Genomic DNA, 16,449 nt, shown 5'->3' with positions numbered 1-16,449 from the left:
CCCCCGACCCCGACCCCACCCTCAGCCCCACCCCGCCTCCTTCCCCACCCCTGATCACCGGCCAATCCCCGTCACCCGCTCCGGACCAGTCCGGATGCTGGGATGCTGGGGGCTGGCAGGGTGGGTCTGAAGAGGCCTGAGGGAATCTGAGTCGTGGAGGACAAGGTGCGGGTGGTCATCGCCGAGGATTCGGTGCTGCTTCGGGAGGGCCTGACCCGGCTGCTCACGGACCGGGGACACGAGGTCGTGGCAGGTGTGGGGGACGCCGAAGCGCTGATCAAGGCGATCGGGGAGCTGGCGGACGAGGGCGCGCTGCCGGATGTGGTGGTGGCGGACGTACGGATGCCGCCGACGCACACCGACGAGGGGGTGCGGGCCGCGATCCGGCTGCGCCGGGACCACCCCGACCTGGGGGTGCTGGTGCTCTCGCAGTACGTCGAGGAGCAGTACGCCACGGAGCTGCTGGCCGGTTCGAGCCGGGGCATCGGCTATCTGCTCAAGGACCGGGTGGCCGAGGTGCGGGAGTTCGTCGACGCGGTGGTCCGGGTCGCCGAGGGCGGGACCGCGCTGGACCCGGAGGTGGTGGCGCAGCTGCTGGGCCGCAGCCGTAAGCAGGATGTGCTGGCCAATCTGACGCCCCGGGAGCGGGAGGTGCTGGGACTGATGGCCGAGGGCCGGACGAACTCCGCGGTCGCCCGGCAGCTCGTGGTCAGCGACGGTGCGGTCGAGAAGCACGTCAGCAATATCTTCCTGAAGCTGGGCCTGTCGCAGAGTGACGGGGATCACCGCCGGGTGCTTGCCGTGCTCACCTATCTCAACTCCTGAGAATCTGACACCCTGTCAGATGAGCAGGTTGAGGGGATATCGACCAGGGTCCAGGACTTTGGGCGTAGAACCAATGGAGGAGTCCGGAGCGTCATGAACAAGCGGTCACGGGGGTGGTGATTTCATGACAAAACACACCAGATTGGTGTCGCATCCAGACGTCCACCATCCGATCGACCCAGGGAAGGCCACCCTTACCCACGTACGATGGTTATGGGACAACCGGTCGGTACGACACGTCCCGAGCCCTGCCTCCGGCGGGGAAGCCGCACCCCTCGAGGGAGGTCCGAAGCAGTGACCAGCCAGGTCAGTAGCCCAGCCGAGCAGACCGACGCAGCGCTTGTCGCGGAACAGCGCGCTTCTGGTAACGGCGGCGAAGGCAAAGAAGTCCGACGCCTGGACCGCGTGATCATCCGGTTCGCCGGTGACTCCGGTGACGGAATGCAGCTCACCGGAGACCGGTTCACGTCCGAGACGGCTTCGTTCGGTAACGACCTGTCGACGCTGCCGAACTTCCCTGCCGAGATCCGGGCCCCCGCCGGGACCCTGCCGGGTGTCTCCAGCTTCCAGCTGCACTTCGCCGACCACGACATCCTCACGCCCGGTGACGCACCGAATGTGCTGGTCGCGATGAACCCGGCCGCCCTGAAGGCGAATCTCGCGGATGTGCCGCGCGGCGCGGAGATCATCGTCAACACCGATGAGTTCACCAAGCGGCCGATGGCGAAGGTCGGCTATGCGACCAGTCCGCTGGAGGACGGCTCGCTGGCGGCCTACAACGTCCATCCGGTGCCGCTGACCACGCTGACGATCGAGGCGCTCAAGGACTTCGGGCTCTCCCGCAAGGAGGCCGAGCGCAGCAAGAACATGTTCGCGCTGGGGCTGCTGTCGTGGATGTACCACCGGCCGACCGAGGGCACCGAGAAGTTCCTGCGCGCGAAGTTCGCCAAGAAGCCGGACATCGCGGAGGCGAACGTCACGGCGTTCCGGGCCGGCTGGAACTTCGGTGAGACGACCGAGGACTTCGCGGTCTCGTACGAGGTCGCGCCGGCGACGAAGGCCTTCCCGACCGGCACGTACCGCAATATCTCCGGGAACCTCGCGCTGTCCTACGGGCTGATCGCCGCATCGAAGCAGGCCGATCTGCCGCTGTACCTGGGCTCGTACCCCATCACCCCGGCCTCCGACATCCTGCACGAGCTGTCCAAGCACAAGAACTTCGGTGTGCGGACGTTCCAGGCGGAGGACGAAATCGCCGGTATCGGCGCGGCGCTGGGCGCGGCGTTCGGCGGCGCGCTTGCGGTGACGACGACGTCCGGCCCGGGCGTGGCGCTGAAGTCGGAGACCATCGGTCTCGCGGTCAGCCTCGAACTGCCGCTGCTGGTCGTGGACATCCAGCGCGGCGGGCCCTCGACGGGCCTGCCGACGAAGACCGAACAGGCCGATCTGCTCCAGGCGATGTTCGGGCGCAACGGCGAGGCGCCGGTGCCGATCGTGGCGCCCAAGACTCCCGCCGACTGCTTCGACGCGGCGCTGGACGCGGCCCGTATCGCGCTCACGTACCGCACCCCCGTCTTCCTGCTCTCCGACGGCTATCTGGCCAACGGCTCCGAGCCGTGGCGGATCCCCGACATCGATGAACTCCCCGATCTGCGCGTGCAGTTCGCCTCCGGCCCCAACCACCAGCTGGCGGACGGCACCGAGGTCTTCTGGCCCTACAAGCGCGATGAGCAGACGCTGGCCCGCCCCTGGGCGGTGCCGGGCACGCCGGGCCTGGAGCACCGCATCGGCGGCATCGAGAAGCAGGACGGCACCGGCAACATCTCCTACGACCCCGCCAACCACGACTTCATGGTGCGCACCCGCCAGGCGAAGATCGACGGCATCGAGGTCCCCGACATCGAGGTCGACGACCCCGCCGACGAAGACGGCCAGGGTGCGGGCACCCTTGTCCTGGGGTGGGGTTCGACGTACGGACCGATCACCGCGGCGGTACGGCGCGTCAGGGGCGCAGGGGAGCGCATCGCACAGGTCCATCTGCGCCACCTCAACCCCCTCCCGCGGAATCTCGGCGAGGTGCTGGCGCGTTACGACAAGGTGATCGTGCCGGAGATGAACCTCGGACAGCTCGCCACTCTGCTGCGTGCCAAGTACCTCGTGGACGCGCGCTCGCACACCCAGGTCAGCGGAATGCCGTTCAAGGCCGAGCAGCTCGCGGAGGTCTTTAAGGAGGCCATCAATGACTGAGACGATCTCGGAGAGCTCCTCACAGATCGAGGCGCTCTCCCTGGTGCCCAAGGCCGACGCCAAGCAGTCCATGAAGGACTTCAAGTCCGATCAGGAAGTGCGCTGGTGCCCCGGCTGCGGTGACTACGCCGTCCTCGCCGCCGTGCAGGGCTTCATGCCCGAGCTCGGCCTGGCGAAGGAGAACATCGTCTTCGTCTCCGGCATCGGCTGTTCCTCCCGCTTCCCGTACTACATGAACACCTACGGGATGCACTCCATCCACGGCCGCGCCCCGGCCATCGCCACCGGCCTGGCCTCCTCCCGGCGCGATCTGTCCGTATGGGTCGTCACGGGCGACGGCGATGCGCTGTCCATCGGCGGCAACCACCTCATCCACGCCCTGCGGCGCAACGTCAACCTCAAGATCCTGCTGTTCAACAACCGGATCTACGGTCTGACCAAGGGCCAGTACAGCCCCACCTCAGAGGTCGGCAAGATCACCAAGTCGACGCCGATGGGCTCGCTGGACGCGCCGTTCAACCCGGTCTCGCTGGCGCTCGGCGCCGAGGCGTCGTTCGTGGCCCGCACGGTGGACTCCGACCGCAAGCACCTCACTTCGGTGCTGCGCGAGGCCGCCGCCCACCCCGGCACGGCGCTGGTGGAGATCTACCAGAACTGCAACATCTTCAACGACGGCGCCTTCGAGGTCCTCAAGGACAAGGAGAAGGCCGAGGAGGCCGTCATCCGCCTGGAGCACGGGCAGCCGATCCGCTTCGGCGCCCCGGCCCCCGACGGCCTCGGCTCCAAGGGCGTGGTCCGCGACCCGGCCACCGGCGACCTCAAGGTCATCGACGTAGAGGAGGAGGGCACGGGCGGAGTGCTGGTGCATGACGCGCACAGCCCCTCGCCCACCACGGCCTTCGCGCTCTCCCGGCTCGCCGACCCCGACACCCTCCACCACACCCCCATCGGTGTGCTGCGCAGTGTCGACCGGCCGGTCTACGACACCCTGATGTCCGACCAGCTGGACGAGGCCATCGAGCAGAAGGGCAAGGGCGATCTCGCCACCCTGCTGACCGGCAATGACACCTGGACGGTCGTCGGCTGACGACCGGTCCGCCTGCCCCAAGGGTTTCCCCGCGGGTGTCCGTACGGAAGGAACGTCCCATGGCGTCCCCGTACGGGCACCCGCTTCGGCGTTCCGGGCACCCGCGGGCCGACCCGAGCCGGCCGGGCCGGCGTTCTTCGTCCTCGTACGCCGTCCTCGGTCGTCGTACGTCGTGTTCATCTGATGCACGGCGCGTCTCTTCTGCGCGTCAGGTGCGAGTGCCATGCTGGCGGCCAGCCAACCGCCAGGGGGCAGGACATGAGCATCGTCGTCACCGGCGCCACCGGGGCGCTCGGCCGGCTCGTCATCGAGGAACTGCTGAAGCGCACCGGTCCGGGTGACCTCGTCGCGGTCGCACGGGACCGGGCCAAGGCCGCCGACCTCGCCGCCCGCGGGGTCGAAATCAAGATCGCGGACTATGGCAGGCCCGAGACGCTGCAGGGGGTCTTCGCGGCCGGCGACCGGGTGCTGTTCATCTCCGGCAACGAGGCCGGGCAGCGCCTCACCCAGCACCGCGCCGTCATCGACGCCGCACGGGAGGCGGGCGTCGGGCTGCTGGCGTACACCAGCGTGCTGGGCGGGCCGACCGCCACCTTCTCCATCGCCGAGGAGCACATCGCCACCGAGCAGGCGCTGCTTGCGTCCGGGGTGCCGTACTGCCTGCTGCGCAACGGCTGGTACCACGAGAACTACACCGGGGCGCTCGCCACCACCCTCAAGATCGGCGCGGTGGTCGGCAGCGCGGGCGAGGGCCGGGTGGCCACCGCCGCGCGCCGGGACTATGCCGAGGCGGCCGCGATCGTTCTCACCGGCGGCGGCCATGAGAACGCGGTGTACGAGCTGAGCGGGGACACCGCCTGGACGATGGCCGAGTACGCCGCCGAGGTGTCCCGGCAGACCGGCCGGAAGATCCCGTACAACGATCTGCCGCCGGAGCGGTATGTGGCGCTGATGGTCAAGGCGGGCGTACCGGCGCTGGGGGCGCAGATGGTCGCCGATGCGGACGCGGGGATCGCCCGCGGCGAGCTGGCCGCGACGCCCGGCGATCTGTCCCGGCTCCTCGGCCGCCCGACCACACCGATCGCCGAGTCGATCGCGGACGCGCTGAAACAGCTGCCGGCCTGAGGCGGCTCCCGGCCTGAGGGGATCCCGGGCTGAAGCGGCTGCCGGCCTGAAGCGGCTGCCGGCCTGAAGCGATACCCGTCGCGCAGCCCCTGTCATGACCGTATTTCGGAACGGGCATGACACGGGGGTCGTACGGCGCTACCTTGCACAGGGTCGACGAAGCATCATCAGGAGGGTCCCTTGCAGCCTCGAAGCGATCAGCGCGCCGGACTCGCCTATGGCTTCGCCGCCTACACCATGTGGGGGCTGCTGCCGCTCTACTGGCATCTGCTGGGCGCCGCCACGCCGTCCGAGATCCTGGCCCACCGCATGGTGTGGTCACTGCCCGTCGCCGTCGCCATCCTGGCCGTGCTGCGCCGCTGGGCCTGGATAGGCCCGCTGCTGCGGCAGCCCAAGCGGCTCGGGCTGATCCTGGTCTGCGCCGTGGTCATCTCGACGAACTGGTTTCTCTACATCTGGGCGGTCAACGCCGGGCACGTCCTGGAGGCCTCGCTCGGCTACTTCATCAACCCGCTGGTCAGCATCGCCTTCGGCGTACTCGTGCTGCGCGAGCGGCTCCGGCCGCTGCAGTGGACGGCGGTGGCGGTCGGCACGCTTGCCGTCCTCGTGATGACCGTCGCCTACGGCAAGGTGCCCTGGATCGCCCTCGGGCTGGCCTTCTCGTTCGCGACGTACGGGCTGATCAAGAAGGGCATCAAGCTCGACGGCATCGAGGGCTTCAGCGCCGAGACGGCCATGCAGGTGCTGCCCGCACTGGGCTTCCTGATCTATCTCGGGGTGCACGGCGAGTCCAGCTTCACCACCGGCGGGGTGGGCCAGGCGCTGCTGCTCTCGGCCTGCGGTATCGCGACGGCGATACCGCTGATCTGCTTCGGCGCCTCGGCGGTACGGCTGCCGCTGACCACGATCGGGATGATGCAGTATCTGGCGCCGACCTTTCAGTTCGTGCTGGGGCTCACGGTCTTCCACGAGGCGATGCCGCCGGAGCGCTGGGCCGGGTTCGCGCTGGTGTGGGTGGCTCTGGCCGTGCTGACCTGGGACGCGCTGCGGACCGCACGGCGGGCGCGGACCGAGCTGGCCGCCGCCGGTGCCCGCGCGGCCGAGGTGGCCGCGGCAGAGGCGGCGCAGCTCGCGGCGCCGGAGGCTCCCGGCCTCAAGCCGTGATGTCGCGGGTGGTGAACCGCGCCCAGGCCGCCGAGCCGAACACCACCGCGTACAGCGCCTGCAGGCCGAAGTTCTTCTGCAACTGGTCCCAGTAGACGGGGTCGCGGAGCAGGTCCGCGAAGGACAGCCAGTAGTGCGGGAAGAGATACGGCTGGATGGCGTCCAGCTGCGGGATGGTGTCCAGGATCTGCACGGTGATCAGCAGCCCGACCGTGGTCGCCATGGCGGCGATACCGCTGCTGGTGAGCGTCGAGATGAACAGGCCGACGGCGGCCACCCCGACGAGGGACAGCGCCACCGCACAGGCGATGGCCAGCGCCCGCAGCAGCCCCTCGCCGAAGGATATGGACGTGCCCGAGAGCAGGGTGACATCGCCCAGGGGGAAGAGCAGCGCGCCGGTCGCCAAGGCGGAGAGCGCCACGACCAGGGTGCCCACCAGGCAGAACGTCAGGGTGGTGGCGTATTTGACCAGCAGCAGACGGGTGCGGCCCGCGGGGGCGACGAGGAGATAGCGCAGCGTCCCGCCGTGCGCCTCGCCGGCGATGGAGTCGCCGGCGATCACGCCGATGGACATCGGCAGGAAGAACGGCAGCGTCACCGCGAGCGAGGTGAAGACCAGGAAGAGGCCGTTGTTGGTGACCTGGGAGATGAACGCCGGGCCGACCTCGCCGCCACCGCCACCGCCCGGCCTGCCGCCGGTCTCGATCTTGACGGCGATACCGACCAGGATCGGTACGCCCGCGAGCACCGCCAGCAGCGCGAGGGTGCGCCAGCGCCGGAAGGTCGTACCGATCTCGCTGCGCAGCAGACCCAGCGACCACAGCGGTCGGGGCCGGCGCGGCACCGCCTCAGCCTGCGACATCGAAGCCCTCCCCGGTCAGTTGCACAAAGACGTCCTCCAGTGAGGCGCGTGCGGTGCCGAAGGCGCGGACCCGGACGCCGGCGTGCACCAGCGCGGCGTTGAGATCCGCCAGCTCCAGCGGCGCCTGATCGTCCGGCCCAGCCGGAGGCGCGGCGCAGGCCGGCAGCTCGCCCGTCACCCGGTCGTCGGCGACCTGAAGGTCGGTCACACCGTGCTCCTTCAGGACGCGGACGGCATCCGCCGCGTCGGGGGTGGTCACCGTCAGCCTGCCGTGGCCGCGCGAGTCGAGGACCGTGGCGGAGAGGTCGGCGACCGTGCCCTGGGTGATCAGCCGGCCGCGGGCCATCACCGCGGCATGGGTGCAGACCTGCTCGATCTCGTCGAGGAGGTGGGAGGAGAGGAAGACGGTGGTGCCGTCCGCCGCCAGCTCGCGGACCAGGGCGCGGATCTCCCGCATGCCCTGCGGGTCCAGGCCGTTGGTCGGCTCGTCGAGCACCAGCAGCTCGCGGGGCTGGAGCAGCGCGGCGGCCAGCCCGAGGCGCTGTTTCATGCCGAGGGAGTAGGCGCGCGCCTTCTTGCCGGCCGCGGCGCCCAGGCCCACCCGCTCCAGTGCGCGGCCGACCCGCTCACCGCGCGTACGGGGATCGGCGACGGGGTCGGCGGCGTCGAAGCGCCAAAGATTGTCGCGGCCGCTGAGGTAGCCGTAGAGCGCCGGGCCCTCGATGAGCGCGCCGACCTTGGGGAGCACCCGGCGGCTCGCGGCGGGCATCGGCTGCCCGAGCACCCGGGCGCTGCCGGCGGTCGCGTCGATCAGACCCATCAGCATGCGGATGGTGGTGGTCTTGCCGGAGCCGTTGGGGCCGAGGAAGCCGAAGACGCTGCCGCGCGGTACGACCAGGTCCAGGCCGTCGACGGCGAGCTGGCCGCCGCGGTACGCCTTGGTCAGCCCGCGCGTCTCGATCGCCCGCTCCCCGGACGGTGGGTGCTCGGGCGCCGTGGCGGGCGGCTGTGGCATCGGCTCCCCCAACGTCGTACGAATGGCCTGCGGGCCGCGCCGCGCCACCCGCGGATCGGGTGGCGCGGCGGTCCCTCGCTTACTGCGGTGGCCCGTTACTTGGCGGCGTCGGCCGCGTCGATCAGGGCCTGCTTGTCGACGGCGCCGACGTAGATCGTGCCGTTGTCCGTGATCAGGGCGTTGACCAGGCGGGTGCTGAAGACCCGGCCGGAGCCGAAGGAGCCGTTCACCTTGTCGCCGAGGCTGTCCAGGAACTTGCCGGCGTCGCCGCCGGGGCCCTGGTCCTTGCCGGAGGGCAGGCCGGAGCCGGCGCCCTTGATCGTGGCGATGGACGTCCAGCCCTTGCCGAGGACGTTCAGCCCGCCCATGTCCTTCTTGAAGTCCTTCATGTCCTTGCGGGACGTGAAGTCCTTGCCGTGTTCGCGCTGTGCCTTCGCCCGCTCCTTGTCGCCGTCGACGACCTTGGCGCCCTTGGGCGGGGTGAAGGAGAAGGTGTTCGCGGCGGGCTTGGCGAAGTCGACCTCGGTGAAGCCGGCGTCGATGGCGGCCGCGCCACCGCTCTTGGGGGTCAGCGTGAACTTCAGCGGGACGCCGTTGGCGGCGTCCACCGCGATCCGGATCGAGCCGACCGTCGAGGCGGCCTGCTTGGGCTTGATCAGCAGCTGGTAGGCGTCCCGTCCGGCGACCCTGGCGGTGCCGTCGACGGTGACCGAGGTCGTGTCACCGGCCGCCTTCAGGGCCTGCTTCGCGAGGTCCTGCGGGGTGGCGTTCTTCAGGTCCTCGGGCAGGTCCTTGGGGGCCCGGTGCTGCTTGCCGTGCCGGCCCTCGGGCGCGGTGTTGTGGACGGCGGTGTTGCTGCCGCTGTCGTACGCCCAGACCTCGTTGCCGTTGTGGATGAGGCTGTACTCGGCGGTCTTGTCGACGATCGACACCCGCTGCTTTTCGGGGCCGTCGGCGGCGACGCGCAGCGTGTGCGCACCGGACGCCAGCTCCATCAGCTTGCTCTGGGGCTCCGCGGAGGCGCCGTCCTTGCTCTTCTCGCCGCCGCCCGGGGCGCCGCCGAAGCCGCCGGCTCCGCCGCCGATGCCCGGCAGCGAGGGCAGACCGAGGTCGGTGCTGACCCGGACCGTGCCGGAGAGCTGCTGGACATCCGACTTGGCGATCTTGGCTATCAGGTCCTGTGCCGAGATCTTCGGCAGGTCCGGAGAACCGGATCCGGCGAACGCCGGGACCAGCCCGATCGTCGCCGCCGCCACCCCTGCCACCGCGACCGGCACGGCGTACCGCACCGCTTTACGGCGCCCCGGGGAGCGCCCCCCGTCCCATTCGCCGGTGCCCTCTGTCGGTTCGTTCCGTGGCATCTGCCCTACCTCCGTCGTATGCGGCGGCTGCTGCGCTGTCCACTTGCCCACCCCTGGGGTTCATGGTGACCTGTCCGCCGCGCTCTGATGCCTTCCATCTCACCAAATCGCCCGGCACATCGCGTCAGCCCGCGGGAGCAACTCGTCCTACTGCTGAGGGATGACGCCCGGTCACCTCAGGACGATCCCCGTACGACGGGAGTCTGATCACTCCCTAGGGGACAAGGGGGCACGCCCTAGGGGACAAGGGGACAGACCCTGGGCGCCGGCCTGCCGCGGAACGGCCCGCCCGGCTCTCTCGCCCGGCTCAGCCCGCCCGGTGCACCACGGCGTCGCAGAGCCCCTCAAGGGCCTCCTTGGCCATGCACGACGGCAGCGGCGCCAGCGTCGTGCGCGCCTCCTCCGCGTATCGCACGGTGTCCCGGCGGGCCTCTTCGAGCGCGGGGTGGGCGCGCAGCCCGGCCAGCGCCTCGGCGTGCCGGCCGTCGTCGGTGAGGTCACCGGCCAGCAGCTCGCACAGCGCACGGTCCTCGGGCGTGCCGGCGCTGCTCTCGGCCCGCGCCCGCAGACGCAGCACCGGCAGCGTCGGGATGCCCTCGCGCAGGTCCGTACCGGGCGTCTTGCCCGATTCGTGCGAGTCGCTGGCGATGTCCAGGACGTCGTCGGCCAGCTGGAAGGCGGTGCCCAGCCGCTCGCCGTACTGGGTGAGGATGTTGACCATCGACTCCTCGGCGCCCGACATCATCGCGCCGAAGCGGCACGCGACGGCGACCAGCGAGCCGGTCTTGCCGGCGAGGACGTCCAGGTAGTGGTCGACCGGGTCACGGCCGTCGCGCGGGCCCGCGGTCTCCAGGATCTGGCCGGTCACCAGGCGCTCGAACGCCTCGGCCTGGATCCGGACCGCCTCGGGCCCGAGGTCGGCGAGGATGTGCGAGGCACGGGCGAACAGGAAGTCGCCGGTCAGCACCGCGACGGAGTTGCCCCAGCGGGCGTTGGCGCTGGCCACGCCGCGGCGCACATCGGCCTCGTCCATCACGTCGTCGTGGTAGAGCGTCGCCAGATGCGTCAGCTCCACCACGACGGCGGAGGGCACCACGCCCGGGCTGTAGGGGTCACCGAATTGGGCGGCCAGCATGGCCAGCAGCGGGCGGAACCGCTTGCCGCCCGCGCGCACGAGGTGCTGCGCGGCTTCGGTGATGAACGGCACGTCGCTCTTGGTGGCCTCCAGCAGGCCCTCCTCGACAGCCGCCAACCCGGCCTGGACATCGGCCTCAAGAGCCTGGTCCCGCACGCTCAGCCCAAAGGGCCCGACGACGGTCACGAGGGGTACTCCTGTCTGCTGACGATCAAACGGAATGTCGATCTGTCGCTGTCTCCACCACTGGCCAGCGTATCCGGTCGCAGTTCGATCAACATGAGCGCCCGCCCCCCGAACCACCCGGGAAGCACTGCGGCCCCCGGCCGATATGTTGTGGGTCACCTGTTGATCCGGGTTGACGTGGGAGAGCGGGCACAGCAGAGGCAAGCTAATCCCCGGACGCTCCCGGATCCACAGTTGTGACCGGAGAGCTGAATATCCGCGCGGACCACTCGCCCTTCGGCCATCCCTGCGGGCCGCTCAGGCCATTCTGGCCTTCTGCGCCGACAAGGTGGCCCACGGCAGCCCGGGGCTGACGACTTGCGGCTGATTCATCGCCGGTACGGGCCTGCTCAGGCCGGATGTGTCCACGTCGGCCGGTGGGTCGGCAGGCTCCACGCCGCCGACGACGAGAGCCGCGACACCGGTTGCGCCCTCCCCTACATGGGCACCATCGTCGGCGCCCTCCCCGCCCCACTGGTCATCGGCCGGCTCGGCCGGAAAGTGGGCCGGCACCTGAGGTTTTCGGCCGCAGCGGTCGGTACGGCGCCCGGTCGGGTCCGGCGGTCGGCTTGACGCCCGGCCTGGTCCGGCCCGATCCGGTCCGGTACGTACAGAGCCGCCTCCGCCGAAATCACCGCGGAGCAGGGCAACTTCCACGTGCCGGGCACCGGACCACGGGCGGGGGCGCCCTTCGCGGGCGCCCCCGGCCTCACCCGTACGCCCGCGCCACCGCCCGCGCCAGCCGCGGCGAGGCGAACTCCGTGCCGCACACAAAGCGCATCACCGGGCCGAACGAGGCGGCCGCCGGCAGCCCCGTGAAGTAGAGCCCCGGTACGGACGAGCCGAAGCCGGCGTCCAGCAGGGGCCCGCCGGCCCGCGCCACGAGCTCGGTGCGCAGCCCCTGGCCCAGGAAGTCCAGCGCCGCCAGATCCATCCGGTAGCCGGTCGCGGCCAGCACATGGTCGGCAGCGATTTCACCGCCCTGCCCGTCGGCGCCGCGCAGCGCCAGTACGGGACGGCCGTCGCGGACCTTCGCCCGTACGATCCGCCGGCCCTGCGTGACCTGCACCCGGCCGGCGAAACGGTCCCGCAGCCACCACGCGCCCAGCGGGCCGAGCACCCGCCGCACCAGATACCGCCGCGCGGGCACCGGCAGATGGCGGAACGCCCCGGCGTGGTAGCTCAGCGCATACAGCGACCAGGCGTTGCCGAACGGCGACGGCGGCCGCAGGCGGGGCTGGCGGTCCGGCGGCGCCCCGAAGCCGACCGCCGCGGGCCCGCGCGCCACCACCCGTACGGATGCCGCGCCCGCCTCGGCGAGCAGCACCGCGCTCTCCAGCGCCGACTGCCCGGCGCCGATCACGACCACGTCCCGGCCGGCCAGCGCCGACAGATCGTGGTGCTGCGAACTGTGCGAGACGGGACCGGTGGCGGACGGGCCGTCCGGGACCGCCGCGGCAAGTTCGGGCGGCAGATGGGCCAGCCCGCTCAGGCCCGTGGCGACGACCACGGCCCGCGCGCCGAACTGCTCACCGCTGTCCAGCTTCAGCTCGAAGCCGTCGGCCCGCCGGTCGACCGAGACGACCCGGACCTGCTCCAGGTCGGGGACCAGTCGCTGCTGCACCCACTGCCCGTACCGCACAAAGGTCTCGACGGGGATGATGTCCCAGTCCGACTCGTAGCGCCGCTCCCCCGTGGCCGCGCAGAAGTCGCCCAGGGTGTGCCCGGCCCGCGGGGTGTCGATGGTGGAGGCCGCGGGCGTCGATTTGAGCAGCATGCCCGCGGGCATCTGCGTCTGCCAGCTCACCATCGGCCGGCCGAAGACCCGCACCGGAAGGCCGCGCGCCCGTAGATGCGCGGCCGTGGACAGGCCGTACGGGCCGGCCCCGATGACCGCTACCGGAGTGCTCACTTCGGTTCCTCCCCCTGCTTTTGTGGTGCCTCGGTGCCTGCACGGCGACCCGTACGGCGTAGCTGCATCAGGTGTCTGGCGCCCGGCCCGACGGACCGCGCGAGCATCGTGAAGAACGGCAGCGGGTCGTCGCCGGCGAACCACGCCAGTTCGGTGCCGGAGGCCCGCGCCGGAGCGTGCGGTGTGCGGAAGCCGCTGTGCCGGTAGGCGAGGAGTGCGGGCAGATCGACGTTCTCGACGACGAAGCGGTGGCCGGCCCGCTGGGCACCCTCGGGGACGGCGCGCCCGGTGAGATCCAGATGCTGGGCACGGACGACATCCACCCCGGCGGCGTTCTCGAAGAGCCGGAACTGCGCGCCCATCCGCGGATTGAAGTCCAGCAGCTTGTAGCGGCCGTCGCGGCGGTCGAACCGCCAGTCCAGGTCGGCGGTCCCGGTGAACCCGATGTGCTTGATGAACTGCGCGGTCATGGCCGCGAGTTCGGGGTTGTCGACGACATACGCGCAGGCCGTCATGCCGGCATGCGGCGGCCAGGAGCGCACCTTGACGCCGGTGAACAGCGCCAGCGGCGCACTGTCCGCACCGAAACAGGCGTGCACGATCCAGTCCTCGGCCTGCTCCCGCGGCAGATATTCCTGCAGTATCACGCCCGGCCGCGGGCCCCAGTCGCGCGCCAGATCCAGCAGCTGGTCCGGTCCCTCTATCCGGGTCGTGCCGGCGACCGCGGGCCGTCTGCGCCGTACGAACGCCTCGCGGTTCTTGGCCACCACCGGGAAGCGCGCCTTGCGGGCGTACGCCTCGATATCCGCGTACGAGGTGGGGAACGCGGCGGCCGGCGAGGGCACGCCGTGCTCGGCGCAGAGTTCGTGCAGCCCCTGTTTGCTGGCCAGCCTGCGGGGCAGACCGGCCGCCACCCGAGGGAAGAGAAACGCTCCGGCGAGCGCCTCGGCGTGCTCGGCTATCAGCACGGCGGCCTCCTCGTCGGTGGGGATCAGCACCGTTGGCCGGCCGATCCGCCGGCCGATCCGCAGCAGCCCCGTCACCAGCAGGCCCGGCTCCTCGCGCCCGGTCGTCGGCCAGACGAAGCGGCCGCGGAGATAGCGGGAGGCCGCCGCGGGCGTGAATCGGTCCTCCGTGACGGCGTACATGGGCACGCCGAGCCGCCCCAGACTGCGGATCGCCCCCACGCCGCCGTGATGCAGGGGGTAGGCCCCGATCTTCACGATCAGCCCCGGAACGCTCCGGTCGACAGCAAGACGTGTGCCACTGCGAGCCACGTGTCCCCCCAATGGACAGTCCCACCCCGGCCCGTGCCAGGAAAGGAAGCTAGGCCCGAATTGCGCAGTGCGGCAAGACTTTTCCGGACATTGCCGAGACTTGGGGCGTACTGCCGGAGCGGCGTCCACCGTCTTCGTACGCCTCCGCCCTGTTCGCGCTCCGGGGCCGCCGACTGCTCGTCAGACCGGCATGCACTCGTCCGGCCGACCGCGTCGACAGAGTTATCCACAGGCCACTTCACCGCGACGTGCCCGGCCGTACTCTGATCGACAGAGCCACCGGCCCGGGAACCAGCAGGCCCCGGCCGGCCCGGCCGCCCACCGGCGACGACGAACGCGAGGAGCTGTCCATGCCCGAGCAGAGCCCGTTCGACCTGGCGGAAGGCGATCCCTTCGGCCCGCACAACCTCCCCTACGGCGTCTTCAGCACGGCCGAAGCGCCCGAACAGCGCCGGATCGGCGTCCGCTACGGCGCGCACGTCCTCGATCTGAGCGCTCTGCCCAGCGCCCTGCCCGCCGCCATCCACCCGCACGCCGAGCTGCTCGCCGCGCCGAACCTCAACCCGCTGCTGGCCGCCGGCCGCACCGTCTGGCAGCAGATCCGCGCGGCCGTCCACACCGCCGTGACCGACCCGACACACCGCGACGAAGTGGCGCCGCTGCTCCACCCGTTGGCCGGAATCACACTGCACCTCCCCTTCGAGGTCGCCGACTATGTCGACTTCTACGCCAGCGAGCACCACGCCACCAACGTCGGCCGGATCTTCCGCCCCAACGACGCGGCACTGCCCCCGAACTGGAAGCATCTGCCGATCGGTTACCACGGCCGGGCGGGCACCGTCGTCGTCACCGGCACCCCGGTGGTCCGGCCCAACGGCCAGCGCAAGGCCCCCGCGGACGAGACGCCCACCTTCGGCCCGTCCACCCGCCTCGACATCGAGGCCGAGGTCGGCTTTGTCGTCGGCGCGCCCTCCACGCTCCATGAACCCGTCGCGCTGGGCGCCTTCCGCGACCATGTCTTCGGCGTCTGCCTCGTCAACGACTGGTCCGCACGCGACATTCAGGCCTGGGAGTATGTGCCGCTCGGCCCGTTCCTCGGCAAGTCCTTCGCCACCTCCGTCTCCGCCTGGATCACCCCGCTCGACGCCCTCGACGTGGCCCGTACGACGCCGCCCGCGCGGGACTTCCCGCTGCTGCCCTACCTCGACGATGCGGCCGCGGAGCCCGGCGCCATCGACATCCGGATCGAGGTGCGCATCAACGGTGAGGTGGTCTCCCGGCCGCCGTTCTCCGCCATGTACTGGACGGCGGCCCAGCAGCTGGCCCATATGACCGTCAACGGCGCCTCGCTGCGCACCGGCGATCTGTTCGCCTCCGGCACAGTCTCCGGGCCCGACCCCGACCAGCTCGGCTGCCTGCTCGAACTCACCCAGGGCAAGGGCCCCTACCTCAAGGACGGCGACGAGGTCACCCTCACCGCCTGGGCGCCGGGTCCCGAGGGCGCCCGGATCGGCCTGGGTGAGGTCACCGGCCGCGTCCTGCCCGCGACATGACCGGCCCGCCGCTCACCCTCCCGGAGGAGCTGCTGCTGCTCGCCCTCGACCCGGTCCGCGGCCGGCCCCTGAACAACCCCAAGTACCTGCGGTACGGGCTGGCCGGCGCCGCGCTGGCCGATCTGGAGGAGGCCGGGCGGATCGCCGTCGAGCGCGGCGACCGGTTCCGGGTGGCCAATCCGCTGCCGCTCGGCGACCCGATACTCGACGGCGCACTGGCGACGCTGCCCGGGCCGGCCAAGGGCGCCAGCAGCACCAGGGCCCACCGCTGGGTGCGCGGCGCCGGCCGTGCCGTTCAGGAGCTGTGCCTGCGACGGCTGGAGGAGCGCGGCGCGCTGCGCAGGGAGGCCCATCGCGCCCTGGGCCTCTTCCCGTACGAGCGCTTTCCTGCGGGGCCGGTGGACCTGGTGGGCCCGGCCAGGGCCCGCTTCAAGGCGGCCGTGGACGCCCGGCTGCCCGACCGGCGCGCCCGCCTGCTGGCGGCGTACGTCGCGGCGACCGACCTGGACACCAAGCTCCTGCCGGGCGGCGCCTACCGCCCGCTGCGCCGCGACCTCAAACGCCTCACCAAGGAGGAGTGGACCGCGCAGGCCGCACACCGCGCCGTAGAGCACGACAAGAGCGCGGCGGGGGGTGGGGTGTAGGTCGCGGGGCGGGGAGG

At 71.1% G+C, this 16,449-nt stretch carries 13 protein-coding genes; 7 read left to right on the top strand and 6 right to left on the bottom strand.

What is annotated here, in order from left to right; all coding sequences use genetic code 11:
• Window positions 1–165 precede the first annotated feature (165 nt).
• The 5 genes from DY245_RS27790 to rarD all read left to right on the top strand — a co-directional run bounded on the left by DY245_RS27790 (window position 166) and on the right by rarD (window position 6,448).
• Window positions 166–825 carry a response regulator transcription factor gene (locus tag DY245_RS27790; RefSeq protein WP_128509981.1) on the top strand — a complete coding sequence of 220 codons (660 nt, stop codon included), beginning with the start codon at window positions 166–168 and terminating at the stop codon, window positions 823–825.
• A gap of 294 nt (window positions 826–1,119) precedes the next feature.
• Window positions 1,120–3,072: a 2-oxoacid:acceptor oxidoreductase subunit alpha gene (locus tag DY245_RS27785; RefSeq protein ID WP_128509980.1), complete on the top strand. Its 1,953-nt coding sequence runs from the start codon at window positions 1,120–1,122 to the stop codon at window positions 3,070–3,072.
• Complete coding sequence (locus DY245_RS27780; protein WP_128509979.1) at window positions 3,065–4,159, top strand: 2-oxoacid:ferredoxin oxidoreductase subunit beta; 1,095 nt, start codon at window positions 3,065–3,067, stop codon at window positions 4,157–4,159. Before DY245_RS27785 ends, DY245_RS27780 begins: the two co-directional genes overlap by 8 nt.
• Before the next feature lie 258 nt (window positions 4,160–4,417).
• Window positions 4,418–5,284 (top strand): SDR family oxidoreductase, encoded by an 867-nt coding sequence (locus DY245_RS27775; RefSeq protein ID WP_128509978.1) that lies wholly within the window; start codon window positions 4,418–4,420, stop codon window positions 5,282–5,284.
• A 180-nt stretch (window positions 5,285–5,464) separates the two neighbouring features.
• Window positions 5,465–6,448, top strand: coding sequence for an EamA family transporter RarD (rarD, locus tag DY245_RS27770; protein WP_128509977.1), 984 nt, complete (start codon window positions 5,465–5,467; stop codon window positions 6,446–6,448).
• On the opposite strand, the gene DY245_RS27765 is transcribed toward rarD, so the two are convergent.
• From DY245_RS27765 to DY245_RS27740, 6 genes are all read right to left on the bottom strand, one after another.
• Window positions 6,438–7,310, bottom strand: a complete 873-nt coding sequence (locus tag DY245_RS27765; protein ID WP_128509976.1) for an ABC transporter permease — start codon at window positions 7,308–7,310, stop codon at window positions 6,438–6,440. The two genes, rarD and DY245_RS27765, sit on opposite strands and share 11 nt — an antisense overlap.
• Window positions 7,297–8,325 (bottom strand): ABC transporter ATP-binding protein, encoded by a 1,029-nt coding sequence (locus DY245_RS27760; protein WP_128509975.1) that lies wholly within the window; start codon window positions 8,323–8,325, stop codon window positions 7,297–7,299. Before DY245_RS27760 ends, DY245_RS27765 begins: the two co-directional genes overlap by 14 nt.
• A 95-nt stretch (window positions 8,326–8,420) precedes the next feature.
• Window positions 8,421–9,686, bottom strand: a complete 1,266-nt coding sequence (locus tag DY245_RS27755; protein ID WP_128509974.1) for a LolA family protein — start codon at window positions 9,684–9,686, stop codon at window positions 8,421–8,423.
• Between the two features lie 307 nt (window positions 9,687–9,993).
• Window positions 9,994–11,007: a polyprenyl synthetase family protein gene (locus DY245_RS27750; RefSeq protein WP_128509973.1), complete on the bottom strand. Its 1,014-nt coding sequence runs from the start codon at window positions 11,005–11,007 to the stop codon at window positions 9,994–9,996.
• A 748-nt stretch (window positions 11,008–11,755) separates the two neighbouring features.
• Entirely contained in the window at window positions 11,756–12,958 is a 1,203-nt protein-coding gene (locus DY245_RS27745) for an FAD-dependent oxidoreductase (RefSeq protein ID WP_128509972.1), read from the bottom strand.
• A complete protein-coding gene (locus DY245_RS27740) occupies window positions 12,955–14,247 on the bottom strand; it encodes a carboxylate--amine ligase (protein ID WP_425329445.1) in 1,293 nt (430 codons plus the stop codon). The genes DY245_RS27745 and DY245_RS27740 overlap by 4 nt, the downstream gene beginning before the upstream one ends.
• A gap of 338 nt (window positions 14,248–14,585) precedes the next feature.
• Here DY245_RS27740 and fahA point away from each other — a divergent pair, with 338 nt between their 5' ends.
• Together fahA and DY245_RS27730 are read left to right on the top strand one after the other, a co-directional pair.
• Complete coding sequence (gene fahA / locus DY245_RS27735; RefSeq protein WP_128509970.1) at window positions 14,586–15,788, top strand: fumarylacetoacetase; 1,203 nt, start codon at window positions 14,586–14,588, stop codon at window positions 15,786–15,788.
• Window positions 15,785–16,432, top strand: a complete 648-nt coding sequence (locus DY245_RS27730; RefSeq protein ID WP_128509969.1) for a GOLPH3/VPS74 family protein — start codon at window positions 15,785–15,787, stop codon at window positions 16,430–16,432. Before fahA ends, DY245_RS27730 begins: the two co-directional genes overlap by 4 nt.
• Window positions 16,433–16,449: the final 17 nt, after the last annotated feature.

This window comes from Streptomyces inhibens (assembly GCF_003389455.1).
Taxonomy (GTDB): Bacteria; Actinomycetota; Actinomycetes; order Streptomycetales; family Streptomycetaceae; genus Streptomyces; species Streptomyces inhibens.
Note: the sequence above shows the minus strand (reverse complement) of the source record. Positions and strands in the feature narration are given on the sequence as shown.